We start from the raw sequence: 23912 nt of genomic DNA on the forward strand, positions 1-23912 counted from the left end.
GAGGAGGCGGAGTGCTGGGTGCGCTCGCGGCCCTTGCCGCGGTTGTCCTGCTGGTCGCCGCCGGCTATGCGGTCGCGCGGCTGGTCCGGCTCGCGCCGACCGCACGGGACGTCCTGCCGTTCCTCTCCGGCGCTTCCCCGGCGGAGCACGCGGTGTCTCGTTACCACGTCCGCTGGTACCCGATCACCATGGTGTTCCTGGCCTTCGACATGGAGATGGTCTTCATGTACCCGTGGACGCTGGTCGTCAAGGAGGTCGGGACCACGGCGGTCGTGGAGATGTTCGCGTTCCTCGCCGTGCTCTTCGCCGGAGTCTGGTACGCACGGCGGGAAGGCGTGTTCCGATGGACCTGACCACGTGGCTGCTCCAGCGGATCTCGGTGCGGCCGCTGCTCGTCAGCACGGTGGGGGGAACTGCCGCCCGGCTCGCCGTGGAACGGCGGTTCCGCCGGCGAGGCTGGCGTCCCGCGCTGAACCCGGCCGAGGCGAATCTGCTGATTGTCGCCGGACCGCGGGATCCGGCGATGGACCCGTTCGTCGAAGCCGTGTGGCGCGTCGTCCCGGGGCCCCGGTCCCGGGCCGACATCGCCGATCCCGCCGAGGCGGACGCCAGGCTGACCGAGGCGGAACAGCAGCTCCGTTCCGGGACGCTGCCGCCGGAGACCGGCCAGGAACGCCACGAGGCAGCGCACGACCACCAGCCTCCAGCCGACGACCACGGCAGGCACGGCCATGCCGTGCACCACGGCGGCGACGCTGAACCCGGCAGGGAGCACGGCGGACATCACGAGAACGCCATGGACCACAGCAGCCACCAAGCCCACGACATGGGCGAGGGCGGGCACGACATGGGCGGCATGTCCATGCCCGGCGGCATCGCGATGGCGGACCGCGCCGACGACCGCGACGGCCTGAAACTCGACCGGCTCGCGGTGCCGCTCGGCCCGGTGCTGCCCGCGTGGCCGGCCGGGCTGCTGGTGCGGACGACGTTGCAAGGCGACGTGATCCAGGACGCCGAAGTCGAGACAGTACGCGGCCACGCGCACGTCGTGACCCCGTTCTGGGACACGGTGTCGCTCGACAGCACCCGGGTCGCCGCGCGGCGGCTCGACAGCTGCGTGCGGCTGCTGTCCGTCGCGGGCTGGGACGACGCCGCGGTCGCCGCCGGCCGGTTGCGCGACGATCTGCTCGCCGGGCGCGACGTCGACGGCCAGCTGACCCGGTGGGCCCGCCGGGTCCGGCGGTCGAGGACGCTGCGCTGGTCGCTGGCCGGACTGGGACGGCTCGACCGCGGACCGTTCGCCGGCGACACCGCCGATCGCCTCTGCCGCTGGCTCGACGAGGCGACCGGCACCGCACCGGCCGCCGTCGAGGACCCGGACGAAATCCTCGCGCTCCTGCCCGATCTGCTGGCCGGCGCGGAACTCGCGGCGGCACGGTTGATCATCGCGAGTCTCGACCCCGATCTCGAACGGATGCGGGCGGCCCATGGGTGACGAACTGCCCTGGTGGGCGGGATTGCTCCTGCCGCTCGTGCTGGTGGCCCTCGCCGCGGCGACCGCGTCGGCGGACGCCGTGCTCACCGCTCGAACCGCGGGCGCACCGGCACGGCAGGCGTTGACGCTCCCGCTGCGCGACATCGGCGGACTTCTTGTCCAGCAACGGCGGCGCACGCTGGCGGCGGATGTCCTGTTGGGACGGAGCGGGGCGTTCGCGCTCCTGGTCGCCGCGGTGCTCGCGTCGCTGGCGACCCCGCTCGGCCGGTGGCCGGTCGCGGACTTCTCGATCGGCATCGTCTGGTTCAACGCCATGGAGGTGGTGGCGTGGGCCGCGGTCTGGCTGGTCGGCTGGGGTGCCAACTCGGCGTACGGCCTGGTCGGCGGCTACCGGTTCATCGCGCAGGGGCTGGCCTACGAGCTGCCGCACATGTTCGCGTTGATCACCGCGGCGCTGGGCGCGGGCTCGCTGCGGGTGTCGGATGTGGCGGCTGCGCAGGGTTCGCTGTGGTTCGTCGTGTGGATGCCGGCCGCGTTCGTCGGGTATTTGCTGTCGGTTCCGGCGATGGCGTTCTGGGGTCCGTTCGATCATCCGGTCGGTGCGGACGCGGCGGGCGGGGCGGCCGCCGAACTGTCCGGTGTGGACCGTCTGGTGTTCCTCGGCGGACGCTGGCTGCTGCTGGTGTCCGGGGCGGCGTTCGCGGTGCCGCTGTTCCTCGGCGGGGGCGCCGGGCCGGCGCTGCCGCCGTGGTTGTGGTCTTTGGTCAAGACGCTGGCGGTGCTCGCGGTTCTGGTGTGGCTGAAACGGCGGCTCCCCACCGTGCGAATGGAGCGCTACCAGGAGATCGCCTGGGTCGTGCTGATTCCGGTCACCCTGGTGCAGGCGCTCATCGTCGCCGTCGTCGTGCTCGTTCGCTGAGGAAGGGAGCAGTCGCATGTGGACGCAGGTCGCGTTCTGGGTCTGCGCCGTCGCCGCGGTCGCGACGGGCGTCGCGGTGTTCCGGGTCGACTCGATGGCGCGGGCGACCTTCGCGCTGCTGGCGTCGTTCGTCTTCGCGGCGGGCACGCTTCTGCTGCTGAACCTGGCCTACCTCGGGATCCTGGTCGTGCTCATGATGATCATGGAGATGGTCGTGATGGTCGTCTTCATGATCATGTACATGATGAACCCGGCCGGGTTGATGCCGATGACGATGGTGCACAACCAGAAGGGCTCGCTCGCGATCGCCGGCGGAGTGTTCGCCGCGCTGGCGGCCGGGATTTTCCTGGTGCGGTGGCCGACCTCCGGCCGGCCGCGTCCGGCCGACCCGACGCGGGCGCTGGGCGAAGCGTTGATGGGCTCGAAGATGCTCGTGATGATGGTGCTCGGGCTGTGCCTGTTCGCCACGATGGTCGCCACGATCGTGCTGGCGGCTCATCGCGGCCGGTATGACCGCTACGGCGATCGCCTGGACGCGAAACGGCCGGACGATCCGGTGCGAGGAGGGCTGAACCGGTGACCCTGCAGGCTTTTCTCTTGCTGGGCGCGGCGTTGTTCAGCGTCGGTCTGTACGGCGCGTTGTCGCAGCAGTCCATCGTGATGATCATGATGGGCCTGGAGCTGATGGCGAACGCCGTGATCGTCGCCGGAGCCGCCTTCTGGTACTTCGCCTCCCCTGACCGGCCCGACGGCCAGGTCGTCGTGCTCGTGGCGGTGACGCTGATGGCGGTGGACATGGCGATCGGATTCGCCGTCGTCACGGCGATCTTCCGGCGGCGCGACGTCGACCTGACCGACTCCGCCGCCGACCTCAAGGGCTGATCCGATGACGCTGTGGCTGCTGATCGGGCTCCCCCTCGTCGCCGGCGCGGCGCTGCTGCTCTCGCGCCGCGGCGGCGACCGGATCGCGCCCGCCGCCGGGGTGGGCACCGCCGTGGTGACGCTCGTGCTGGCGGTGGCCACGGCGATCGCGCGACCCGCGACGAGTGTCCCGCTGCTCGCGAATCTGCCGATCGGGCTGGCGGTGGACGGGCTGTCCGCGGTCATGGTGATCACCGTCGCCGCGATTCTGGTCGCAGTGCTGGTGTTCGCGGCCGGCGAGTTCGGCTCCGACGAATCCCGGGCGCGTTTTCACGGGCTGATGCTGGTGTTCGCCGGGGCCATGCTGGTCACCGTCACCGCACGCGACCTCGTCGTCCTGCTGATGGCCTGGGAAGTCATGGGGGCCTGCTCGTACGCGCTGATCGGCTTCTGGTGGCGGGAGAACCACCGGGTGGAATCCGGGGCGATCGCGTTTCTCGCCACGCGGTCGGGCGATCTCGGCCTGTATCTCGCGGCAGGCGCCGCGCTGGCGGGCGGGGTCCCGGGGCTCTCCCTGGCCGGGCTCCCCGGCGCGGCGGGCGGCTGGCGCGACGCCGTCGCGGCCGGGCTGGTGCTGGCCGCACTGGGGAAGTCCGCGCAGCTGCCGTTCAGCTTCTGGCTCTCCCGCGCGATGGACGGCCCCAGCCCGGTCTCGGCGCTGCTGCACTCGGCCACCATGGTCGCCGCCGGGGCGTACCTGCTGATCCGGGTGCAGCCGCTGCTGGCGGCGACGGGCTGGGCGGCGGACACGGCTGCGTGGGCCGGGGTGGCGACGGCGCTCGTCCTCGGCGTGGTGGCAGTGGTGCAACGGGACCTCAAGCAGGTGCTGGCGGCCTCGACGTGTTCGCAGATCGGGTTCATGGTGCTCGCCGCCGGAGCCGGGGGCCAGGCGGCCGGAACCGGCCAGCTGGTCGCGCACGCGGCGACGAAGAGCCTGCTGTTCCTCGGCGCCGGGGCTTGGCTGGCCGGGCTGGGCACCAAGGACCTGCATCAGCTGCGCGGCGCGGCACGGCGGTATCCGTTACTGGGCGCGGTGTTCAGCATCGGCGCGCTGACGCTGGCCGGAGTGCCGCCGCTGTCGATCTGGGTGACCAAGGACGCGGTGCTCGCGTCCGCGCTCGCGCACTCGCCGGCGCTGTACGTCACCGGGCTGGCCGCGGCGCTGATCAGCGGCGCCTACGTCGGGCGGGTCCTGACCATCCTCTGGGCTCCTGCCGACGCCGCGCCGGGCGACCGCCTGCCCGCGCTGCTGCTCGTGCCGTTGCCGGTCCTCGCGGCCGCCGCCGCGCTGCTCGGGATCGGCGGCGTGCCCGGCCTGTCGCGGCGGTTCGCGGAACTGCTCGGCGCCTCGGAGCCCGTCGAGCCCGGCTGGGCGCAGCTGGCCGCGTCCGGCGTCATCGCCGTCGCCGGTGTCGCGGGGGCCGCGGCCTGGACCCGTGCCCGAACGCTGCCCGAGAGCGGAGCGCTGGCCGACTGGTTGCGGCTGGAACGCTTGGCGCACCGGGCTTTCGTCGTGCCGGCCGACTGGCTGGCGCGCAGTCTCGCCCGCTTCGACGACCGGGTCGTGGACGGCGGCGTGCGCGCGGCAGCGGCGACCGCCGCAGCGCTGGCCCGGGTGGCCGATCTGCGCGTGGAGGTGTCGATCGAGGCCGTCGTCCGCGGTGTGTCCGGTGGCGCGCAAGCGCTCGGCCGGCTCGCGCGCCGGCCGCAGACCGGGCAGCTGCACCACTACTACGCCCAAGCGGCGATCGCGCTGGGCGTCCTGGCCATTCTGGTGATCTTCCTGTGACGAACGTGAGGTGACGCGTGCTCAGCGTCGTGGTGTTCCTGCCCTTGGCGGCCGCGGTGGTCCCGTTCGCGATCCCGCGCGTCACCGACCGGTTCGTGCGCTGGTGGTGGCTCGCCGTCGCGGCGGCCGATTTCCTGCTGACGATTGTCCTGTGGGCGGCCCGCCCCGGCGGCGACGGCTACGCCTACGAAGTCAACCTGCGGTGGATTCCCAGCATCAGCTCGGGATACCACCTCGGGGTCGACGGCCTCAGCCTGCCGCTCGTCGTCTTGACGGCCGGGTTGTTCCTCGCCTGCGCGGTCTATTCGCTGCGCCAACAGAAGCGAGCACGGTCGTTCGCCGCGCTGTTTCTGTTCCTGGAGACGGTGAGCCTCGGCCTGTTCGTGGCGCTCGACCTCATCTTGTTCTTCGTCTTCTTCGATCTGTCCATTGTGGGCATGTACTTCGTGATCGCCGGCTGGGGCCACCGCGACGCCGCGCGGGCCGCGCTCAAGTTCTTCCTCTACACCTTCGTCGGGTCGCTCGCGCTGCTCGTCGGCTTCATCGCGCTGTACGTCACCGCGTCGCCGCACACCTTCGACATCGTCGAGCTGACTCGCCAGAACCAGCTGGCCGGCGGCGGCTGGGCCGCGGGCCTGGTGCTGCTGGCGCTCGGCGTCGGGTTCGCGATCAAGACTCCGACCGTGCCGTTCCACACCTGGCTCCCGCCCGCGCACACCGAAGCACCCGCCGCCGGTTCGGCGGTCCTGGCCGGGGTGCTGCTGAAGATGGGCACCTACGGATTCATCCGGATCGCCATGCCCATCCTGCCCGACACCTGGCGCCGCTACGCGGTCGTGTTCGTGGTCGTCGGCGTGGTGAGCGTCCTCTATGGAGCGTTGGTCGCGCTGGGACAGCGGGACTTCAAGCGAATGATCGCCTACACCTCGGTCAACCACATGGGATACATCATCCTGGCGATCGGCGCGGCCGGGATGGCCGCGAGCTCGGCGACCGAAGCCCGCGAACTCGCCGTGACCGGCGCGGTCACCCAGATGGTGAGCCACGGCCTCATCACCGGCGCGCTGTTCCTCCTCGCCGGGGTCCTCTACGAACGCGGCGGCACCTACGATCTCGACCGGTTCGGCGGGCTGGCCGCCAGCGCGCCCCGCTTCGCGGGCCTCACCGCCGCGGCAGCCTTCGCTTCGCTGGGATTGCCGGGGTTTTCCGGGTTCATCGCCGAGTTCCAGATCTTCACCGGCTCCCTCGGCGCCGCCCCGGTCGCGACCGTGCTGGCCTTCCTCGGCATCCTGGTGACCGCGGCGCTGTTCCTGCGCGCGTTCCAGAAAGTGTTCCTCGGCAAGCCCGGCACGCCGGCCGCCGACCTCACCGTCGCCGAGGGCGTCTCGATCGCACCCCTGCTGGTGCTCGCCGTCGTGCTCGGGATCTTCCCGAGGTTCCTGCTAGACCTGATCGAACCCGCGTCGCGGTCGGTCCTGAACCTCCTGGCCCGGTGACCGCGCCGTGGAGACGATGAACGAAGACCCGCTCGCACTGCTGCCGGAGATCATCCTCGCCGCCGTCGCCGTCGCTGGCCTGCTGCTCGGCTCCTACCTTCCGCGCCGGAAGCAATGGCCGGTCCGCCTCCTCGCCGCACTCGCCTGCGTCGGCGGGCTGGCCGCGACCGTGGCCGTGTGGGGCGACCCGGTCCGCACCGTCTTCGGCCGCAGCTACGCCGTCGATGTCGGCACCAACGCCGGACGCGTCATCGTCCTGGTCGCTGTGCTGCTCACCCTCGGCGTGAGCGCGCGGGAGTTCCGGTCGGCGCCGCGCGAGAGCGAGTGGTACGTCCTCGTCCTGCTCGCGGCGCTGGGCACGATCGGCCTCACCGGAGCCAACGACCTGCTGCTGCTCGTCGCCGCGTACCTGCTCGCGAGCATCCCGCTGTATGCGGTGGCCGGGTTCGCCAAAGACGACGCCGGTACCGAGGGAGCGCTCAAGTTCTATCTGCTGGGCGCGCTGCTCGGGATCACGATGCTGGCCGGGGCCACCGTGTTGTTCGGCGTCGGCGGCTCCACCGCTTACGCCGACCTGCAGAAGGCCCTCGGCACAGCCCCGGCGGCCGCCGTCGCCGTCGGCTTCGTCGGCGTGTTCGCCGGACTGCTGTTCAAGATGGGCGCGGTCCCGGCGCACTTCTGGATCCCGGACGTCACCGAAGGAACCCGCCCGCCCGCCGCCGCGTTCCTCACCACCGTCCCCAAAATCGGCGGCGTCATCGCGGCGTACCGGCTGGCCGCCGCCGCGATGACCGGCTCGCACGTCGACTGGGCCCTGCTGATCGCCATCGTCGCGGCCGCCACCATGACGCTCGGCAACCTCGCCGCGTTCTTCCAGCGCGACGTCCGCCGCCTGCTCGGTTACTCCACGATCAGCCAGGTCGGCTACCTTCTGATGGCCGTCGCCGTCGCCGGGCGCAACGAACTCGCCCTGCCCAGCATGCTGCTCTACCTCGGTGCCTACGCGGTGACCAACCTCGGCGCCTTCGCCGTGGTGTGCGCATTGCCGGGGCGGCGGACCATCGACGAGTACCGCGGGCTCCTGCGACGGCAGCCGTGGCTCGCCCTCAGCCTGGTTGTCTGCCTGCTCGGGCTGGTCGGGACCCCGCCGACCGCGGTGTTCGCCGGCAAACTGACGATCTTCACCGCGGCCCTCGACGGCGGCTACGCGTGGCTCGTCGTCGTAGCAGCCGTCAATACCGCGGCGAGCCTGTTCTACTACCTGCGCTGGATCGCCCCCGCCCTCCGCCGCGGCGGAGGGCCGAACCCGGCCGTTCCCGGCGGCTGGGCCGCCGCGACCGCGTACGTCACGGCAGCCGGGTCCCTCGTGCTCGGCCCGCTCGCCGGGCTCGCGCTAGCCGCCCTGCGCGGAGACCTGGCCTCGATGTGACGGCGGGATCCCTTGGCGCTGGGCCGCCCGACCCGGAAACTATGGTCAATAGTAGCCTGGACACCCTGCGCGCCGCCGCACGCGGCGAAACCACGGCGACCCGGGGGTTTTCTTGCATCCAGCGACCGACAACGCGAGCTGGCCGTCGACGGATCCGGACGACCAGGGACCTGGCGGCGGAAATGCCGCCGCGCGCCCCTGGTGGCGACGACCGCTGACTGTCGCGCTCGCCGCGGCGGCGGGGTTTCTGGCCGTGGCGTACGTGGTCGGCGCGATCGCGACGGCCGGCGAGGTGCCCGGCGGCACCACCGTCGCCGGCGTGGCGGTCGGCGGGCTGTCCCCGGCAGAGGCCCAGGCCAAGCTGACCGCGGCCTTGACGCCTCGCCTCGCCCAGCCCGTCCAGATCAGCGCGGGCGACCGCACTGCCCAGTTCGTGCCCGCGTCAGCGAAGATCCAGGTCGACTACACCGCCACGGTGGCCCAGGCGGGAACCCAGTCCCTGACCCCGTGGGGTCTTCTCGGCTCGCTGTTCGGAGACCGCGAATTCCGCGTGGTGTCCAGCGGAGACGACCAGGCGCTCAACGCCGTCATCGCCGGCCTCCGCCCGGCCGTCGACCGTCCCATGACGGAAGGCGACGTGCGTTTCGACGGCACCACCCCGGTGCCTGTGGAGCCCGAATCCGGGCAGGAGCTGGACGAAACCGCGGCCCGCCAGGCTCTCGTGACGGAGTGGGCGCACGCCGCGGACGTCAAGCTGCCGATCCGGACGCTCCAGCCCAAGGTGCCGGCCGAGCAGGTCCGGCGAGCGGTCGAGCAGGTAGCCAAACCGGCGGTGTCGGCTGCCGCGACCGTGCGGGGCGAGGGACGCGACGTCGCCGTGACCCCGGAAAATATCGCGGCCGCCTTGCGCTTCCGGCCCGGCGGCAACGGAAATTTGGTGCCCAGCCTGGACAAAGACAAGCTCGGCGCGGTCGTCGACAAACTCTCCGCCACCGAAAAGCCGGGCCAGGACGCCCGGATGGACTTCTCCAGCGGCGCTCCCGTCGTCGCGCCCTCGAGCGACGGGCGGAAGATCGACTGGGACCAGACCCTGGCCGGTCTCCTGAAGGCGATCACCGGACCAGGAGAACGGGCGGTGCAAGCGAAATACACCGACGCGCCGGCGAAGGTCACGACCGACGCCGTCAAGAGCCTCGGCATCAAGGAAGTCATCGGCGAGTTCACGACCACCGGGTTCGCCGCGGACTCCGGCGTGAACATCCGCGTCGTCGCGCAGAAGGTCAACGGCGCGATCGTCAAGCCCGGCGAAACGTTCAGCCTCAACGGCTACACCGGCCCGCGCGGCACACCGCAGGGCTACGTCGAAGCCGGCGTGATCGAAGAGGGCGTGCCCGCCCGCGAAGTCGGCGGCGGCATTTCGCAATTCGCCACCACGACCTACAACGCGGCGTACTTCGCCGGGATGACCGACGCCGGGCACAAGGAACACAGCTTCTACATCAGCCGCTACCCCGCGGCGCGCGAGGCAACGGTGTTCCAGAACCCGGACGGCAGCAGCGTGATCGACCTGAAATTCGCCAACGACTCCGCCACCGGCGTCGCGATCCAGACGATCTGGACGGGTTCGTCGATCACCGTCAAACTGTGGGGCACGAAGCACGTCAACGTCGAGTCGGTCCCCGGCCCGAAGCACGACTTCGTGAACCCGCCGACCGTCACGAAATCCGACGCCTCGTGCAAGCCGGTCCAGGGCAAGCCCGGCTTCACCGCCTCTGACACCCGGGTGATCCGCGACCTCGGCGGCAAGGAACTCAGCCGGCACACCCGCAACGTGCGCTACAACCCGGAGCCTACCGTCGTCTGCGCCGGGAGCGGCTGACCCGCCCGATATGTACTATCGGCTCTAGTAGGCCCCCGGAGCTGTTCCGGGAGGACGCGACGTGCCGTGAGGGAACCATGAGGGACTCAGAGTCAATGCCAGGAACTTAAGCCGCGTCGACGCGGCCCGCTGACCGTCCACAAAGGACGCCAATAGTGCCGAAAATGACCGATTTGTCACCATATGGCTGTGCCGTGAAGTCCGTGAAGGACTCCTGCCCGGCTTCCGCTCCCGGGCCCGGGGCCCACAGCGACGTGCGCTCAACCGGATCGAGTCAGCCGAGCTGCAGAGACACGGCAGCAGCGCGTCCACGTCACAGCCTTAAGTTCCTGGCATTGAGACTCAGAGTCCGTGAAGGTTCCCCTCACAGCACACCCGCCCCGCAACGACAACGGAATCAGGACCCCATGACGCCTGCCGACCCTTCGCCGACCGCCCCGAACCGCCTGCTCGACCGGCGCGGTTTCCTCGTGCTCGGCGCGGGCGCGACCGCCGCCTTCGGGCTGGCCGCCTGCTCGTCCGGAGGATCGGCCGCGGCACCGGCCAAAATCGGACCGTCCTCGCCGCTGGTCGGGCGCGCCGAGGCAGCCCGGCGTAAGGCCGGAGCGCCAGTGCGCCAAGTCGAACTGACCGCACAGGCAGGCGAACTCGACCTCGGGCACGTCCAGGTCAAGACCTGGAGCTTCGGGCAGCTGCCCGGCCAGGAAATCCGCCTCAAGCGGGGCGAGGTGCTGCGCGCGAAGGTGACCAACCGGCTCCCCCAGCCGACGACCATCCATTGGCACGGACTGGCGTTGCGCAACGACATGGACGGCGTGCCCGACCTCACCCAGCCCGCGATCCCGGCCGGGAAGGACTTCACCTACGAGTTCGCCGCGCCGGAGGCGGGCACGTTCTGGTTCCACCCGCACGTCGGCACCCAGCTCGACCGGGGCCTCTACGGACCGCTCGTCATCGAGGACCCCGCGGACGGCCGCGACTACGACACGGAGCTGGTCGTCGTCCTCGACGACTGGATCGACGGCACCGGCACCGACCCGGACGCCGTGCTCGCCAACCTCAAGCAGAACGGCATGGTCATGGGCGGCGGGCAGTCGTCCTCGATGCCGGACATGCCGGGGATGGGCAGCGGATCCGCCACGCCGCCGATGTCCGGCATGGGGGGCATGCCGCAGTCGGCCGCCCTCGGCGGGGACGCTGGCGACGTGACCTACCCCTACTTCCTGGCCAACGGGGCCCGCTCGGTCGCGCCGACCAGCCTCCGCGCCAAACCCGGACAGCGCATCCGGCTCCGGCTGATCAACGCGGCGGCCGACACCGCGTTCCGCGTCGGCGTGCCCGGGGTCCCGATGCGGATCACCCACACCGACGGCTTCCCTGCGACCGCGCCTGGGAACGCGGCAGCAGTGCTGCTCGGTATGGGCGAACGGGTCGACGCGCTGATCACCGTTCCCTCCAGCGGTGTCCCGATCCTGGCGCTCGCCGAGGGCAAGGGCGGCTACGCCCAGGTCCTGGTGCACGCGGGCGGCAGCACCGCGTCCGCGGCGAACGACGCGGCCGCCGAACAGCTGAAGACCGCGAAAGTCCTGACGACGGCCGATTTCTCCGCGGCGCAGCAAGTTGCTCTGAAGGACAAGACCCCCGACGTCACCCACGACCTCAAACTGACCGGGCCGGGCGCGAAGTACGACTGGACGATCAACGGCAAGCCGTACAACCCGAACGACGGGCTCCCGGTCCGCCAGGGACAGCGGGTGCGGCTGCGGTTCGTGAACGACTCCGACATGTACCACCCGATGCACCTGCACGGCCACACCTTCCAAGTGCGCACACCGAAAGCGGCCGGTCCGCGCAAGGACACCGTCCTGGTCCTGCCCCGGCGCACCGTCGAGGTGGACTTCGACGCGGACAATCCGGGCCAATGGCTCACCCACTGCCACAACATTTACCACGGCGAGGCCGGAATGATGACCGTGGTGTCCTATGTGGAATGACAAGTGGCGGCGCCGGGCGCTCGCCGTCGCGGCGGCGGTGGTGAGCGCGCTCGCGGTGGGCGTGCCGACCGACGTGATCGACACCCCGCTGTTCACCCGGATGACGCCGGTGCGGTGGTGGGAGTACCCGGTGCTCGTCCTGACCGCGGTCCTCACCGGACTGTGGGTCGCGATCCCTCGGCCCAGCGTGGATGCGCGCGGACGCGGCGGCGTGGCCGGATCGGTCACGGCGGCGGTGTTCGCCGTCGGCTGCCCTGTGTGCAACAAGATCGTGGTCGGATTGCTCGGCATCTCCGGCGCGCTCGGCATCTGGGCACCCGTTCAGCCGGTGCTCGCGGCGTTCTCGCTGGCTGCCCTGGGCACCGCGGTCGTGCTGCGGTGGCGGCGGCGCGCGTGCACCGCGGATACGTGCTCGCCGGAGGTCACAACGGAGGCCAGCCCAGCCGGGCGAACGCCGCCAGCATCCGGCCCATCAGCTGCGTCCAGCCTCCGGTGAGCATCACGACGCCCATCGCGATCAGCAGGACCCCGCCGGCGATTTCGATTTTCCGGGTGTGCGCGCGCAGCCACGCCAGGCTGCGCTGCCCCCGGGCGACGCCGATCGCGACCAGCACGAACGGGACGCCCAGCCCCAGCGAGTAGGCCGCCAGCAGCAGTGCGCCCGTGCCCAGCGTGGCAGTGCTGGCGGCGGTCGCGAGGATGGACGCCAGCACCGGCCCGACGCACGGCGTCCAGCCCAGCCCGAACGCCGCGCCGAGCACGACCGCGCCCCCGGGACCGCTGCGCACCCGGTGCAGGTCGAACCGGAACTCCCGCTGCAGCAAAGGAATCCGGACAACGCCCAGCGAAGCCAATCCCATGGCGATCACCAGCACGCCGCCTGCGATCGTCAGGAACTGCTTGTGCTGGGCCAGCAACAGCCCGAACGCGGACGCGGTGACCCCGAGCGCGACGAAGACAACTGTGAACCCCGCGATGAACAACGCGGACGCCAGACCCACCCGAGGCTTGGCGCGCGCCGACGTCGCGTTCCCGTCGGCAGCACGGCTGAGCCCGGAGACGTAGGACACGTAGCCCGGCAGCAGCGGCAGCGCGCACGGCGAGGTGAACGAGATGACCCCGGCGGCGATCGCCAGGGACAACGAGGCATACAGATCCACGAGCGAGAAACCTGCCGTCGGGGGGCCGGGACCTGGTCGCAGACCAGGGCTTGTACTCTACGATCGATGATAGTAGAGCAACGCGAGCCGGTGATCGCAGTAGCGGGGCTCGGCGTGCACGTCGGCCGCACGCCGGTGCTGCGCGCGCTCGACCTCGCGGTCGGAGCCGGTCAGGTCTACGGCGTGCTCGGCCCGAACGGGGCCGGGAAAAGCACTCTCCTGCGCGTGCTCGCTACTTTGCTCCGTCCTGTCGCCGGCACCGGAACGGTGCTCGGCGCGCGGCTCGGCACCGACGAAGTCCGTGTCGTACGGCCGTCGATCGCCTTAATAGGCCACGATTCCGCCCTCCATCCCCGGCTGACGCTCGAGGAGAACCTCCGCCACGTGGCGGCGCTGTCGGGACGGGACGGTGCCGCGGTGCCGGATGCGCTCGAGGTTGTCGGGCTGCGCCGAGCCGCCGGACGCCGCGCCGAGCACTGCTCGCAGGGCATGCTGCGGCGCGCCGACCTCGCCCGCGTGGTGCTGACCGAACCGGCGCTGCTGTTGCTCGACGAACCGCACGCGGGACTCGACCGGTCCTCGTTCGGCCTGGTCGACCTGGTGGTCCAGCGCGTCCGGGCGCGCGGCGGTGCCGCCGTCGTGGTCGCGCACGACGCGCCGCGAGTCTGGGCACTGGCCGACCGGGTCGGGGAACTCCTCGACGGCGGCCTCGTCGCGCTGCATCGCCAGCCCGCCGCGGAAAGCGAGTGGCGATGACCGTCCTGTCCCCCGCTCCGCTCCGCCAGGCACGAGCGATCGCCGGCACCGAACTGCGGATCGAGGCCCGCGCGGGCGAAGCGCTCTGGATCATCACGCCGTTCGGCGCCGTCGCGCTGCTGCTGACCCCGATGGCGGTCGGCGCGGACCGCCCGCTGCTCAGCCAGCTGGGCACGGGCATGTACTGGGTCGTGGTCCTGCTCTTCGGCGTGCTGGTCGCGCTCCGGCAAACCGCCACCGACTCGCCCGGCCACCTGGCCGTGCTCCGGATGACCGGGATGCCGGCCGCGGCCCGGCTCGGCGGTCGCGCCGCCGCGACGACGGTCGTCCTCCTCGCGTTCGAGACGCTGCTGCTGCCGGTGATGATCGCGCTGTACCAGCCAGATCTCGCCGGGTGGCCGTGGCTGGCGGCCGCGCTTCCGCTGACCGCGGCCGGACTCGCTGCTCTCGGCACTCTCGCCGGCGCCTTGGTGCACGGGATGGCGGGACGCGGCACCCTCGGGCCGCTGCTGGTCTGCCCGCTGGCGCTGCCGCTTCTGCTGGGCGCGACCGAACTGGTCAAGGAAGGCGGCTACGGACAGGTCCCGTGGCTGTGGTTGCTGCTGCTGGTCACCGTCACCGGGATCGGCTGGCTCGCGCTCCTGCTCGGCGCGAACGCGTTGGAGGAATCCTCATGAACCTGCTCGGCCGACGGCTTCCCGCCGCCGCACTCGTCCTGCTCGCGGGCGGTCTCGTCGGCGCGGTCCTCGCGCCGCCGGACCGGTTCCAGGGCGACTACCAGCGGCTGATGTACGTACACGTGCCCACCGCCTGGGTCGCCTACCTCTGCTTCGGCCTCACCGGGGTCGCGAGCGCGCTGTGGCTGTGGCGCCGCACCGGCCGATTCGACCGGCTCGCCGCGGCGAGCGCGGAACTCGGAGTGCTGTTCACCGGGCTCACGATCGTGCTCGGCTCCTGGTGGGGCAAACCGGTGTGGGGCGTGTGGTGGACCTGGGACCCCCGTCTCGTCACCACCGCGCTGATGTTCTTCGTCTACCTCGGATACCTAGCGCTGCGCCGGGCAACGCTCGATCCGCTCGCCCGCGCACGCCGCTCGGCGGTGCTCGGCGTGGTAGCCGTCGTGCAGGTGCCGGTCGTGCACATGTCGGTGGTGTGGTGGCGCGCACTGCACCAGCCGCCGACCGTACTGAAACCGGGCGATCCCACCATCGACCACCGGATGCTGGCCGTCCTGCTGCTCAACGTCGTCGCGTTCACCGTGTTCGCGCTGATGCTGCTGCGCGCCCGGCTCCGGCTCACCGTGCTGGAGGACGAACTCGCCACGGCACGCGCGGCCGAGGACACCGAAGTCGCGGGCGGCGTCGTCACCGCGCCTCAGCTGGAAGGACGGATGCGGGATGTCTGAATGGGCCTGGGTGACGATCGGCTTCGTCATCACCTTCGGCGCGCTCGCCGGGTACACGCTGCGACTGCGGCTGCGGGCCGAGGCGATCCGGCGGGAACGGGTGCGGCGGTGAAGCGGTACCGCCTGCTCGCCGTCGCCGGCATCGGGATCGTCGCCGTCCTGGTCGGGGTGCTGATGTTCGGCAATCTCAACGGCAACCTCGTCTACTACCTCACGCCGGCCGAAGCGATCGCGAAACACGCCGACTACCCCGACGGCCGCCGGTTCCAGCTCGGCGGATTCGTACAGCCCGGCAGCGTCACGCACACCCCGGAAGGGCTGCGCTTCGTCGTGTCCGCCGACGTGAAACCCGGCAGTCCGGCGGTCACCGTCCTGCACACCGGCCCGCTCGCGCAGCTGTTCCAGCCCGGCATCGGCGTGATCGTCGAAGGTTCCTGGCGGGACGGCCAATTCGACTCCGACACGATGATCGTCAAACACGACGAAAACTACCGCCCGCCCACGACCCCGGCCCCGCCCGGAGGTGATCGCCGATGACCGTCGTCCTTCCCGCCGCGGGCTGGGGCGGCGCGCTGCTCGGTCTCGCCGCGTCGCTCGTGCTGGCCTGGTACGGATTCCGCGTCCAGCGGAAGCCCGGCACCGTCCGAATCGGACAGTTGCGGCTGGCCTCGTTCGTGATGCTCGGCGGAGCGGTGCTGTCCATGGCCGCGCTCGAGACCGCGTTGCTGACCGACGATTTCGCGATGTCCTACGTCGCCGAGACCCACTCGCGTGCCACGCCGCTGCTGTTCACCATCACCAGCGCGTGGTCGGCGCTCGGCGGCAGCATCGTCCTGTGGACGCTGCTGCTCGCCGGGTACGTCTTCGTCGCCGGCCGCAAGGTGACCGATCCCGGCGACCGCCTCGGCACCGGCGCGCTCGGCGTCATGGGCCTCGTGGCGGCCTTTTTCTTCGGGCTGGTGACCACCGTCGCCAACCCGTTCCAGATCGTGGCGAACCCGCCTGCCGACGGCCCGGGCCCGAACCCGCTGCTGCGCAACGACATCATGGTGGCGATCCATCCCCCGCTGCTGTACCTCGGCTTCGTCGGGTTCACGGTGTCGTTCGCCTACGCCATGTCGGCGCTGATGATCCGCCGCGGCGGGACCGACTGGCTGGTCCGGACCCGGCGGGCGAACCTCGTCGCCTGGACGTTCCTCACCGCGGGCCTGATCGTGGGCGCGTGGTGGTCCTACCAGGTGCTCGGCTGGGGCGGCTACTGGGCGTGGGACCCGGTCGAGAACGCAGCGCTGATCCCGTGGCTCGTCGCGACCGCGTTCGTTCACTCCGCGGTCGTGCAGGTGAAGCGCGGAACTCTGCAGGCGTGGAACTTCGTGCTCGCGCTGGCCACCTTCGCGTTGACGATCCTGGGCACCTTCCTCACCCGGTCCTCGGTGGTCGCGTCGGTGCATTCGTTCACCCAGTCCGGGGTCGGGCCCGCGCTGCTCGGCTTCTTCGTGGTCGTCCTGGCCGGCGGGTTCACGCTGTTCGCGCTGCGCGGCGAACACGTCGCCTCCCGCACCCGGTCGATGCGGCTGGCCAGCCGGGAGGGCCTCTTCCTGATCAACAACCTCGTGCTGTGCCTCTTCGCCTTCGTCGTGCTGCTCGGGACCGTGTACCCGATCTTCGTCGAGGCGTTCGGCGGCGGGCAGGTCTCGGTCGGGCGCCCGTTCTTCGACCGCATGGCCGTGCCGCTGTCGTTCGCGCTGCTGCTGGCGATGGGCGCAGGACCGTTCACCCCCTACCGCTGGGCGACCGCGCGCGTGCTCTGGACACGGCTGGGCTTCCCCATGCTGATCGGCAGCATCGCCGCCGCCGCGTTCGCGGTGGCGGGAATCCGCTCCCTCGGGGTCGTCGCGGTCGCCTTCCTCTCGGCGACGATCGTCTCCGCGAGCATCCGGCACCTGTTCGCCACCGCGCCCAACCGGCGCCCGTCCGGTCTGCGGCGGCTGGTGTCCGGGCAGCGCGCCTACTGGGGCGGGCAGCTCGCGCACATCGGCGTCGCGGTCGTCGCCCTCGCGGTCTCCGTGGCCGGAGCCACCGCGACCCGCGCGACGGTCACCCTCACCCCCGAGCACCCCGCCGAATTCGCCGGCTACACCGTCATGTTCACCAAGAGCGAGCAACACACCGCACCCGACCGCACCCAGCGCGACGCGCACCTGGAGTTCCGCGACAACGGGCAGCTCGCCTGGACCGCCCAGCCCAAGCTGGAGACCTTCGCCAACCAGCCCCAGGCGGTCGGCACCCCGGACGTGTGGAGCACCGCGGGCCGCGACGTCTACGTCGCGCTGGCACAGATCGCCCCCGGGACTGTGACGGTGAACCTCTACCGCTACCCGCTCATGTCCTGGCTGTGGACAGGCGGATTCCTCATGGCCGCAGGCGGCGCGTGGGCCTTGAGCGGCCGGAGCCGTCGCCGTTCTCCGACAGCCGAGCCCGCGGCGGAGACGGTGAGCCATGCGTAGAAGCCTGCTCGCGCTCGCCGGAATCCTCGTCCTGCTCGGCATCACCGCCGGGCTGCTCCTCAGCGGCGGGAGCGGGACCCCGGACCGGGCGCACGACCTCGATCAGCGACTGCGCTGCCCGGTGTGCAAAAGCGTGTCCATCGCCGAATCACCCTCCGAGACGGCCACCGCCATGCGGCAAGCGGTACAGGACCAGGTCGCCGCCGGCCGCAGTGACCAGCAGATCCTCGGCTTCTTCCGGGCACGCTACGGCGACTGGGTGCTGCTCGACCCGCCGGCGCACGGTCGCACGCTATGGGTGTGGCTGCTGCCGCTCGCCGGTGTCGCCGCCGGTGCGCTCGTGCTGGCCGGGCTCTTCCGGAACCGGCCCGACGTCCCGGAACTGCCCGACGACGAACGCGCACGCGTCGAACTGGCGCTGCGCCACGCCCGTGAACAAGGCGCCGGAGAGCTGTCGTGACCGCCGCCGAAGAACGCGACCAGGCGCTGCGCGACATCCTCGCGCTCGAAGCACAAGTCGACGCCGGGGAAATCCCGCCCAACGCCGCACGACGCCTGCGCGCCGAGTACGAGCAGGCCGCCGCCGACGCGATCAACCGACTCGACGAACCCGCCAAGCCCGCCGCCCGGCGACGCCGCACCCGCGAGGCACGGACGAGGGCCATCGCGTACCTCGGCACGCTCGCCGCCGCCGGGATCGCCGCCGTCGTCGTCCTCCCCGCCGCCGTGCAACAGCGTCCCCAGAACGGTTTCGTGACCGGTAACGAGGTCATGCCGTCCAACACCCCCGCCGCGCCGCTGCCCTCGGGAACCGGTGCCGCCGACACCGCGCTGTGGATGCAGGCGAACCTCCAGCTCTTCGCGCAAAAGGACCCGGCCGCCGCACTGCGCACCCTCGACCAGCTCGGGCAACGGCCCGGGCTGCCCGAGCTGACCCGCCAGGACGTCGACGCCATGATCGCCACCGCCCAGCGCGAACTGGCCAAGGAGGGACGATGACCGCCGACGCTCGCCGGGGCACCATGCGATGGCTCCGCTGGATCGCGCTCGCCGTCGCCGTCGCCGCGGTCGCCGTCGGCGTGCTCATCAGCACCCGGATCGGCGACGACCCGAACCTGGTCGACACCCCGCTGATCGGCAAACCCGCACCCGAGCTCACCCTGGCCTATCTCGAACGGGACGGCGGCCTCGCGCTGCGTTCGCTGCGCGGGCAGGTCGTCGTGGTCAACTTCTGGGCCTCCTGGTGCGTCCCGTGCCGCGAGGAACAGCCCACGCTGACCGCCGCCGCGGACGCCTACCGCACGGCGGGCGTGACCTTCGTCGGCGTCAGCTACCAGGATCAGCCGCAGTCCGCCGTCGGGTTCCTCAACGAACTCGGCCGCGGCAAGGGCTACCAGTACGTCACCGACCCCGGCTCCCGCGCGGCCATGGAATTCGGGATCTACGGCATCCCGGAAACCTTCTTCCTCGACCGCTCCGGAACCATCGTCGCCAAGGTCACCGGCCCGGTGGACCCGCCGCTGCTGAAGTCCGCCCTCGACGACATCGTCGCCGGGCGAAAACCGCAGTCCCGCACCGACGGCTCCGTCCAGCCCGCACCCGGCCAGAGCCGCTGACCCCCGGCGGTCAGCTCGCTTCCGCGTCCCCGAGCCGGTGCGCGACCAACGCGCCCCACACCACTGTCGCCACGAGCGCCGCCGCGTTGGCGAGCGCGAAGACCAGCACGCCCACCGGAACCGTCCGGTCGGGCGGAGTGCCCAGCCGGAGCACGTACTCGACCAGGTAAGCCAGGATGAGCGCCATCGCCAGGCTCAGATGCACCAGCAGGCTCCGGTAGGCGGCAGTGCCCGGGCGGATCGGCAACCCGTCGACAAAACCCGCGAACCCGGCGACCGCCGCGCCGAGCAGCCCGATCCCGACCAGCCAGGTCGCCGCCGTAGTGAATTCCCGCGGATCGTGCGAGCGCGCCGCCAGGTCCAGCACCGTGCTCGCGAACCAGCACCCGATCGGGACGGCCACCAGCACCGGGTGCAGCCGCACCCGCGAGCGCGTCCGGACCGGAGCGGTTTCCTCCGCTGTCTCGGTCACACCGGTTCCCGGGACGGCACCACCCGGCCGGCCGTGCTCCCTCCGCACCGCCGCGGCGGCAGCGGATCCGTTCCACAGCATGATCGACGCAATGAACTCACCTCGTTGATACTATGTCACTTAGTACGATGCCGGGCCCGGTGTCCCGCCCGGCTTCCCGGCCGGACCGCAGCAAGGAGCAGCCGTGCTGGTGTTCGGCGCCGTCGTGCCCGTGTCCGCCTGGACCATCGCCGTGCCGGCCGTCGGCGCGCTCGTCGGCCTCTCTGCGGCCCGCCGGCTGGCCAAGCGGACCGGGTGGCCGGCGCGCGGAATCCTGGTCGCCGTCGTGCTGTTGTCGTCGGTTCTCGCGCTCACTCTGCCACCCGGCAGCGAGCGGCACACCAACGGCCTGCACGCCTGCCTGCCCGAGGACTTCCCCGACCTGGTGCGCACGGTGCTGAACTCCGGCGGCGGGGTCGCCGGCAACGTGCTCAACCTGCTCCTTTTCCTGCCGCTGACCGCGTCGGCAGTGCTCACGATCGGCCGCACCGCACCGGCAGTCGTGCTCGCCCTCGCGCTGCCGCCGGCGATCGAACTGGCCCAATCGCAGATCCCCGGCAGATGGTGCAGCCTCGCGGACGTGCTCGCCAACGTCGCGGGCGCGCTCGCCGGAGCCCTGCTCGGCTCGGTGCTCCTGCGGCGCGGGACGGTCAGGCGCGAAACCGCCGGCCCGCGAACACGCCGCCGATGAGGAACAGCACACCAGCCATCGGCCAGCCGATCAGCAGGTCCTGCAAGCCGACCGTCGGCAGCAAGGAGAACTTCCCCAGGTGCGCTCCGATGTGGACGATCGCCATCACGACCCCGGCACCCATCAGCACGAAACCGGCGACCCGCACGACGAGCCACGTCCGGTACGCGCCGGTGTAGCCGGCCTTCCCGGGCTTGACGGCTGCACGGCGGACCCCGGCCTCGTGCTTGCGCTGCCGCGCACGGCGGTCACGCCCCCTCGCCGACACCTTCGGCATGCCACCAGCTCCTCGCACCCGTCATCTCTACTAATATGGATCGTAGTACGAGAAGGGACTTCCCGGAATCTCGTCTTGCCATTAATTACTAAGTTGCCTAGTATGTCGGTTATGTCGCGAGCTTCCCGCATGCTGTCTCGCGGCCGCGCCGGTCCCCTCCCCCTCGGCCGGCGCGTAACGCGGACGCGGGCCTCGTTCCGCCGAGGCCCGCGTCCGTGCCCGCCGGCGGAGCCGCACCCGCCTCGATCCCGAGCCGGTCGGCCACGACCGCACGGAAACGGGCGCACTGCGTGAAATCCTCGTGATCGCAGTCCAACGCGCACTCGATCAGTTCCAGCGACGCGCTCAAGCCGGCCATCCGGAGCCGAAGTTCCTCCCGCTGCCGCAGCAGCACGGATCGGCGCTCGCCCGGGTTCGAGGTCGCGATCATCGACCGGATGTCGTCCAGGCCGAGCCCAGCCTCTTTGGCGCGCAGGATAACCGCCACCCGATACAGATCGTCTGCGCCGTAGCGGCGCTGACGCCCCTCGACGCGCGAAGGAGCCAGAAGGCCGACGGATTCCCAGTGGCGCAGCACATGCGCCGGCAGGCCGAAGCGGTCGGCGACCTCCCCGATGGGCAGAAGAGTTGACTTCATGCCGACATTAAGTCCCACGATGGCGGCCATGTCCACGAACTCCGCGGAAACCGCCGATCTTCTCGCCCTGCTCGACGCCGCCGACGCCCTGCCCGGGGCCGCCGAACTGCGCACCCGCACCTACGAATTGCTCGACGTGCGACCAGGATCTGTCGTCGTCGATGTCGGCAGCGGTTCCGGGCGAGCCGTCGCCGAGCTGGCCGGGCGCGGCGCGTCCGCGGTCGGTGTCGACCTCGATCCGCTCATGGTCGCGGCAGCGCGGCAGCGGCATCCCGGCCAACGGTTCCGCGAAGGCAACGCCGCCAGACTGCCCTTCGGCGCCGGCGCGCTGGGCGGGTACCGCGCGGACAAAGTCTTCCACGCGCTCGCCGACCCGGCCGCCGCTCTCGCCGAAGCCCGCCGCGTCCTCGCCCCCGGCGGCCGGATCGTGCTCCTCGGACAGGACTGGGACACGGTCGTGATCGACTCCGGCGATCCCGCGCTCACCCGCACCCTCGCCCAGGCCCGAGCCGACACCTTGGCGAGTCCGCGTGCCGCGCGCGCCTACCGGTCCCTTCTCCTGGACGCGGGATTCACCGGCGTGTCGGTCGAAGTCCAGACCGCGGTCTTCACGGACGCGGCCCTGTTCCCGATGCTCGCCAGGACGGTCCACGCGGCCCCTGCGACGGTCCCTCCGGAAGCGCTGGACGCCTGGCTCGCCGAACAGGAACAGCGAGCCGCCCGTGACCGCATGTTCGTCGCGGTCCCCCTGTTCGTCGCGGCGGCGCGCACCCCTCTTGCCTGATACCCTCAGGGGGTATAAATTCAGTCTATTCGATACCCCTGAGCGGTATAGGAGGGCGTAATGGTCACGCATCGGGAAGCAGCAACGACCGCGAGCCGGTTCGACCCCGCACCGGCAGGTCGCGCGTTCAGCACCCGCTGGGAGGACGTCGGAGCCGCGCTGCTGGGCCTGTGGATCGTCGTCGCGGTGTTCCTCGACGGGCGGGCGCACTGGCTGGGCCTGCCGGACTCGTTCTTCACGCCGTGGCACGGATTGCTCTACGGCGGCTTGCTCCTGCTCGGTCTCTGGTTGCTGGCGATGGGCTGGCGGCGGCGCGGAACGGCACCGCCATGGAGGGCGGCCCTCGCCCCTCCGACGGGATACGGCTGGTCGCTCGTGGGCGCCGGGATCTTCGCCGCGGGAGGCGCTGCCGACCTGGCGTGGCACGAGGTGTTCGGCGTCGAGGCAGGGATCGACGCCTTGCTGAGCCCCTCTCATCTGCTGCTGTTCGTCGGCGCCGGGTTCCTGTTGTCAGGGCCGGTCCTCTCCGCTCGAGTGAAAGGCGAACCGTCGCTGGCGGCGACAGTGCTGGCGCTGCTGGCGTTGTCCGCGGTCGCGGCGTTCGCGTTGAGTTTCCTGTCCGGATTCTTCAGCGATGCTCCGGTCTACGCGGTCGGCCACTTCCCCGAAGGCACCCCGGCCCACATCGCAGCGGAGACCAGGGCCGAGGCCGGACTGGGCAGTTACGTGCTGACCTCGCTGGTGATCGTCGCCCCGTTGGCCTACCTCGCCCGGACGTGGCGGCTGCCGTTCGGCACCGCCACGCTGTTCCTGACCGCACACGCGGCTCTCGCGTCCACGCTCGTCGACTTCGGCTTCACCGGCGGGCGGGTCGTTCTCGCCGCCGCCGTAGCCGGCCTCGTGGCCGATGCCGCGCTCTACGGTTTGCGACGAGCGGGAGCGTCGCGCCGCGCGCAATCACTGGCGGCCGCGGGGATTGTGCCGGTCCTGTTGTGGCCGGGGGTGCTCACCGCGGTGCAGCTGTCCTACGGTGTTCGCTGGTCTGCCGAACTGGTCGGCGGAGTCGTCGCTGTCTCCGCGCTGGTTTCGGTGCTCGTGGTCCTGCTCGGCCAGCCTGGCCGGACCGCGGCGGCGTCCTAGCCTGCCCGCATCGAACAGTCCACGCCGGACGGTGCACTGACGGAAACCCGTGTAGCCGCGGCATTCGAGATGGTGATGCGGGTTCCGCAGATGCCGGTCGCCCGGCCGAGGGTCGCGTCCGTGACGCCCCGGCAGGCGCCGGCGCAGTCCCTGGTCCAGGTGACCGTCCGGTAGCGGCCGACCGCCAACGGCGCGGACAACTCTGCCGGGGCGGTCCGGAATTCGCGCTCCAGCAACGTTTTTCCTTGGTCGTCTTCGAGCCGGAAATAGCGGACGGCGCGGTCCGCGCGGCTCGCCGGCTCCGCCACGACGATGTCGACCGTCCCGGACGGGCCCTTGACCACGGACGGCTGATGCGAAGGGATCGAGCCGCCCTGAGGCGCCGCCGAACTGCAGCCGCCCACCGCGACCGCCAGCATTCCCAGCAACGCCGCCGGCACTGACCGTTTCATGGAATCTCCTCGCACAGCGGGCGCCGGCCGGTCCGGACGTGCCGGGCCGGCCGG

Annotated in this window: 27 protein-coding genes; 22 read left to right on the plus strand and 5 right to left on the minus strand. The window is 71.3% G+C overall.

Features of this window, described 5'->3' with window-relative positions; translation table 11 throughout:
• Positions 1–11 precede the first annotated feature (11 nt).
• From ABD793_RS18285 to ABD793_RS18335, 11 genes are all read left to right on the plus strand, one after another.
• The gene (locus ABD793_RS18285; RefSeq protein ID WP_425548717.1) at positions 12–353 is read left to right on the plus strand and encodes an NADH-quinone oxidoreductase subunit A; all 342 of its coding nucleotides are present in this window, start codon (positions 12–14) and stop codon (positions 351–353) included.
• Entirely contained in the window at positions 344–1495 is a 1152-nt protein-coding gene (locus ABD793_RS18290; protein WP_344861415.1) for a hypothetical protein, read from the plus strand. The genes ABD793_RS18285 and ABD793_RS18290 overlap by 10 nt, the downstream gene beginning before the upstream one ends.
• Entirely contained in the window at positions 1488–2414 is a 927-nt protein-coding gene (locus tag ABD793_RS18295) for a complex I subunit 1 family protein (RefSeq protein WP_344861417.1), read from the plus strand. The genes ABD793_RS18290 and ABD793_RS18295 overlap by 8 nt, the downstream gene beginning before the upstream one ends.
• 16 nt (positions 2415–2430) lie before the next feature.
• Positions 2431–2994, plus strand: coding sequence for an NADH-quinone oxidoreductase subunit J (locus ABD793_RS18300; protein ID WP_344861419.1), 564 nt, complete (start codon positions 2431–2433; stop codon positions 2992–2994).
• On the plus strand, positions 2991–3296 hold the full coding sequence (gene nuoK / locus ABD793_RS18305) for an NADH-quinone oxidoreductase subunit NuoK (RefSeq protein ID WP_344861421.1): 306 nt from the start codon (positions 2991–2993) through the stop codon (positions 3294–3296). Before ABD793_RS18300 ends, nuoK begins: the two co-directional genes overlap by 4 nt.
• Before the next feature lie 4 nt (positions 3297–3300).
• Positions 3301–5124: an NADH-quinone oxidoreductase subunit 5 family protein gene (locus ABD793_RS18310; RefSeq protein ID WP_344861423.1), complete on the plus strand. Its 1824-nt coding sequence runs from the start codon at positions 3301–3303 to the stop codon at positions 5122–5124.
• Between the two features lie 17 nt (positions 5125–5141).
• Positions 5142–6620, plus strand: a complete 1479-nt coding sequence (locus tag ABD793_RS18315) for a complex I subunit 4 family protein (RefSeq protein ID WP_344861425.1) — start codon at positions 5142–5144, stop codon at positions 6618–6620.
• 16 nt (positions 6621–6636) lie between these two features.
• A complete protein-coding gene (locus tag ABD793_RS18320) occupies positions 6637–8049 on the plus strand; it encodes an NADH-quinone oxidoreductase subunit N (protein ID WP_344861427.1) in 1413 nt (470 codons plus the stop codon).
• A gap of 112 nt (positions 8050–8161) precedes the next feature.
• Positions 8162–9928: a VanW family protein gene (locus ABD793_RS18325; protein WP_344861429.1), complete on the plus strand. Its 1767-nt coding sequence runs from the start codon at positions 8162–8164 to the stop codon at positions 9926–9928.
• Between the two features lie 407 nt (positions 9929–10335).
• Positions 10336–11922 carry a multicopper oxidase family protein gene (locus ABD793_RS18330; protein ID WP_344861431.1) on the plus strand — a complete coding sequence of 529 codons (1587 nt, stop codon included), beginning with the start codon at positions 10336–10338 and terminating at the stop codon, positions 11920–11922.
• Positions 11912–12418 carry a hypothetical protein gene (locus ABD793_RS18335; RefSeq protein ID WP_344861433.1) on the plus strand — a complete coding sequence of 169 codons (507 nt, stop codon included), beginning with the start codon at positions 11912–11914 and terminating at the stop codon, positions 12416–12418. Before ABD793_RS18330 ends, ABD793_RS18335 begins: the two co-directional genes overlap by 11 nt.
• Here the strand turns inward: ABD793_RS18335 and ABD793_RS18340 are convergent.
• The gene (locus ABD793_RS18340; protein ID WP_344861436.1) at positions 12345–13082 is read right to left on the minus strand and encodes a cytochrome c biogenesis CcdA family protein; all 738 of its coding nucleotides are present in this window, start codon (positions 13080–13082) and stop codon (positions 12345–12347) included. The two genes, ABD793_RS18335 and ABD793_RS18340, sit on opposite strands and share 74 nt — an antisense overlap.
• A 66-nt stretch (positions 13083–13148) precedes the next feature.
• Here ABD793_RS18340 and ABD793_RS18345 point away from each other — a divergent pair, with 66 nt between their 5' ends.
• The 8 genes from ABD793_RS18345 (at position 13149) to ABD793_RS18380 (ending at position 19366) form a co-directional block, all read left to right on the plus strand.
• Positions 13149–13838, plus strand: a complete 690-nt coding sequence (locus ABD793_RS18345) for an ABC transporter ATP-binding protein (RefSeq protein WP_344861439.1) — start codon at positions 13149–13151, stop codon at positions 13836–13838.
• The gene (locus ABD793_RS18350) at positions 13835–14515 is read left to right on the plus strand and encodes a heme exporter protein CcmB (protein WP_344861441.1); all 681 of its coding nucleotides are present in this window, start codon (positions 13835–13837) and stop codon (positions 14513–14515) included. The genes ABD793_RS18345 and ABD793_RS18350 overlap by 4 nt, the downstream gene beginning before the upstream one ends.
• Positions 14512–15243, plus strand: coding sequence for a cytochrome c biogenesis protein CcsA (gene ccsA / locus ABD793_RS18355; RefSeq protein ID WP_344861443.1), 732 nt, complete (start codon positions 14512–14514; stop codon positions 15241–15243). Before ABD793_RS18350 ends, ccsA begins: the two co-directional genes overlap by 4 nt.
• A gap of 108 nt (positions 15244–15351) precedes the next feature.
• Positions 15352–15780 carry a cytochrome c maturation protein CcmE gene (locus tag ABD793_RS18360; RefSeq protein WP_344861445.1) on the plus strand — a complete coding sequence of 143 codons (429 nt, stop codon included), beginning with the start codon at positions 15352–15354 and terminating at the stop codon, positions 15778–15780.
• A complete protein-coding gene (locus ABD793_RS18365; RefSeq protein ID WP_344861448.1) occupies positions 15777–17750 on the plus strand; it encodes a heme lyase CcmF/NrfE family subunit in 1974 nt (657 codons plus the stop codon). Before ABD793_RS18360 ends, ABD793_RS18365 begins: the two co-directional genes overlap by 4 nt.
• Positions 17743–18210, plus strand: a complete 468-nt coding sequence (locus ABD793_RS18370; RefSeq protein ID WP_344861450.1) for a cytochrome c-type biogenesis protein — start codon at positions 17743–17745, stop codon at positions 18208–18210. Before ABD793_RS18365 ends, ABD793_RS18370 begins: the two co-directional genes overlap by 8 nt.
• Positions 18207–18749 (plus strand): hypothetical protein, encoded by a 543-nt coding sequence (locus tag ABD793_RS18375; RefSeq protein WP_344861452.1) that lies wholly within the window; start codon positions 18207–18209, stop codon positions 18747–18749. The genes ABD793_RS18370 and ABD793_RS18375 overlap by 4 nt, the downstream gene beginning before the upstream one ends.
• Positions 18746–19366, plus strand: a complete 621-nt coding sequence (locus ABD793_RS18380; RefSeq protein WP_344861453.1) for a TlpA family protein disulfide reductase — start codon at positions 18746–18748, stop codon at positions 19364–19366. The genes ABD793_RS18375 and ABD793_RS18380 overlap by 4 nt, the downstream gene beginning before the upstream one ends.
• Before the next feature lie 10 nt (positions 19367–19376).
• On the opposite strand, the gene ABD793_RS18385 is transcribed toward ABD793_RS18380, so the two are convergent.
• A complete protein-coding gene (locus ABD793_RS18385) occupies positions 19377–19838 on the minus strand; it encodes a DUF2231 domain-containing protein (protein WP_344861455.1) in 462 nt (153 codons plus the stop codon).
• Positions 19839–20022: 184 nt separating this feature from the next.
• Here ABD793_RS18385 and ABD793_RS18390 point away from each other — a divergent pair, with 184 nt between their 5' ends.
• Positions 20023–20568 carry a VanZ family protein gene (locus ABD793_RS18390; protein ID WP_344861457.1) on the plus strand — a complete coding sequence of 182 codons (546 nt, stop codon included), beginning with the start codon at positions 20023–20025 and terminating at the stop codon, positions 20566–20568.
• Here the strand turns inward: ABD793_RS18390 and ABD793_RS18395 are convergent.
• Both ABD793_RS18395 and ABD793_RS18400 read right to left on the minus strand, forming a co-directional pair.
• Positions 20528–20845, minus strand: coding sequence for a hypothetical protein (locus ABD793_RS18395; protein ID WP_344861459.1), 318 nt, complete (start codon positions 20843–20845; stop codon positions 20528–20530). The two genes, ABD793_RS18390 and ABD793_RS18395, sit on opposite strands and share 41 nt — an antisense overlap.
• Positions 20846–20954: 109 nt before the next feature.
• Positions 20955–21512, minus strand: a complete 558-nt coding sequence (locus tag ABD793_RS18400; protein ID WP_344861461.1) for a helix-turn-helix domain-containing protein — start codon at positions 21510–21512, stop codon at positions 20955–20957.
• Here ABD793_RS18400 and ABD793_RS18405 point away from each other — a divergent pair.
• Both ABD793_RS18405 and ABD793_RS18410 read left to right on the plus strand, forming a co-directional pair.
• Entirely contained in the window at positions 21511–22266 is a 756-nt protein-coding gene (locus ABD793_RS18405; RefSeq protein WP_344861463.1) for a methyltransferase domain-containing protein, read from the plus strand. The genes ABD793_RS18400 and ABD793_RS18405 overlap by 2 nt on opposite strands.
• Positions 22267–22326: 60 nt before the next feature.
• Positions 22327–23406, plus strand: a complete 1080-nt coding sequence (locus tag ABD793_RS18410; RefSeq protein ID WP_344861465.1) for a hypothetical protein — start codon at positions 22327–22329, stop codon at positions 23404–23406.
• Here the strand turns inward: ABD793_RS18410 and ABD793_RS18415 are convergent.
• On the minus strand, positions 23403–23858 hold the full coding sequence (locus tag ABD793_RS18415) for a hypothetical protein (protein WP_344861467.1): 456 nt from the start codon (positions 23856–23858) through the stop codon (positions 23403–23405). The genes ABD793_RS18410 and ABD793_RS18415 overlap by 4 nt on opposite strands.
• Positions 23859–23912 lie beyond the last annotated feature (54 nt).

This window comes from Amycolatopsis ultiminotia (assembly GCF_039536925.1).
GTDB classification, from domain to species: domain Bacteria; phylum Actinomycetota; class Actinomycetes; order Mycobacteriales; family Pseudonocardiaceae; genus Amycolatopsis; species Amycolatopsis ultiminotia.

Coding starts and splice junctions, on each gene's coding strand:
- ABD793_RS18350 (WP_344861441.1), top strand. CDS start 13,835: ATGACCGTCCTGTCCCCCGCTCCGCTCCGCCAGGCACGAGCGATCGCC.
- ABD793_RS18320 (WP_344861427.1), top strand. CDS start 6,637: ATGAACGAAGACCCGCTCGCACTGCTGCCGGAGATCATCCTCGCCGCC.
- ABD793_RS18400 (WP_344861461.1), bottom strand. CDS start 21,512: ATGGCCGCCATCGTGGGACTTAATGTCGGCATGAAGTCAACTCTTCTG.
- ABD793_RS18380 (WP_344861453.1), top strand. CDS start 18,746: ATGACCGCCGACGCTCGCCGGGGCACCATGCGATGGCTCCGCTGGATC.
- ABD793_RS18330 (WP_344861431.1), top strand. CDS start 10,336: ATGACGCCTGCCGACCCTTCGCCGACCGCCCCGAACCGCCTGCTCGAC.
- ABD793_RS18345 (WP_344861439.1), top strand. CDS start 13,149: ATGATAGTAGAGCAACGCGAGCCGGTGATCGCAGTAGCGGGGCTCGGC.
- ABD793_RS18370 (WP_344861450.1), top strand. CDS start 17,743: ATGCGTAGAAGCCTGCTCGCGCTCGCCGGAATCCTCGTCCTGCTCGGC.
- ABD793_RS18410 (WP_344861465.1), top strand. CDS start 22,327: ATGGTCACGCATCGGGAAGCAGCAACGACCGCGAGCCGGTTCGACCCC.
- ABD793_RS18365 (WP_344861448.1), top strand. CDS start 15,777: ATGACCGTCGTCCTTCCCGCCGCGGGCTGGGGCGGCGCGCTGCTCGGT.
- ccsA (WP_344861443.1), top strand. CDS start 14,512: ATGAACCTGCTCGGCCGACGGCTTCCCGCCGCCGCACTCGTCCTGCTC.
- ABD793_RS18300 (WP_344861419.1), top strand. CDS start 2,431: ATGTGGACGCAGGTCGCGTTCTGGGTCTGCGCCGTCGCCGCGGTCGCG.
- ABD793_RS18290 (WP_344861415.1), top strand. CDS start 344: ATGGACCTGACCACGTGGCTGCTCCAGCGGATCTCGGTGCGGCCGCTG.
- ABD793_RS18405 (WP_344861463.1), top strand. CDS start 21,511: ATGTCCACGAACTCCGCGGAAACCGCCGATCTTCTCGCCCTGCTCGAC.
- ABD793_RS18295 (WP_344861417.1), top strand. CDS start 1,488: ATGGGTGACGAACTGCCCTGGTGGGCGGGATTGCTCCTGCCGCTCGTG.
- ABD793_RS18310 (WP_344861423.1), top strand. CDS start 3,301: ATGACGCTGTGGCTGCTGATCGGGCTCCCCCTCGTCGCCGGCGCGGCG.
- ABD793_RS18335 (WP_344861433.1), top strand. CDS start 11,912: ATGTGGAATGACAAGTGGCGGCGCCGGGCGCTCGCCGTCGCGGCGGCG.
- ABD793_RS18395 (WP_344861459.1), bottom strand. CDS start 20,845: ATGCCGAAGGTGTCGGCGAGGGGGCGTGACCGCCGTGCGCGGCAGCGC.
- ABD793_RS18415 (WP_344861467.1), bottom strand. CDS start 23,858: ATGAAACGGTCAGTGCCGGCGGCGTTGCTGGGAATGCTGGCGGTCGCG.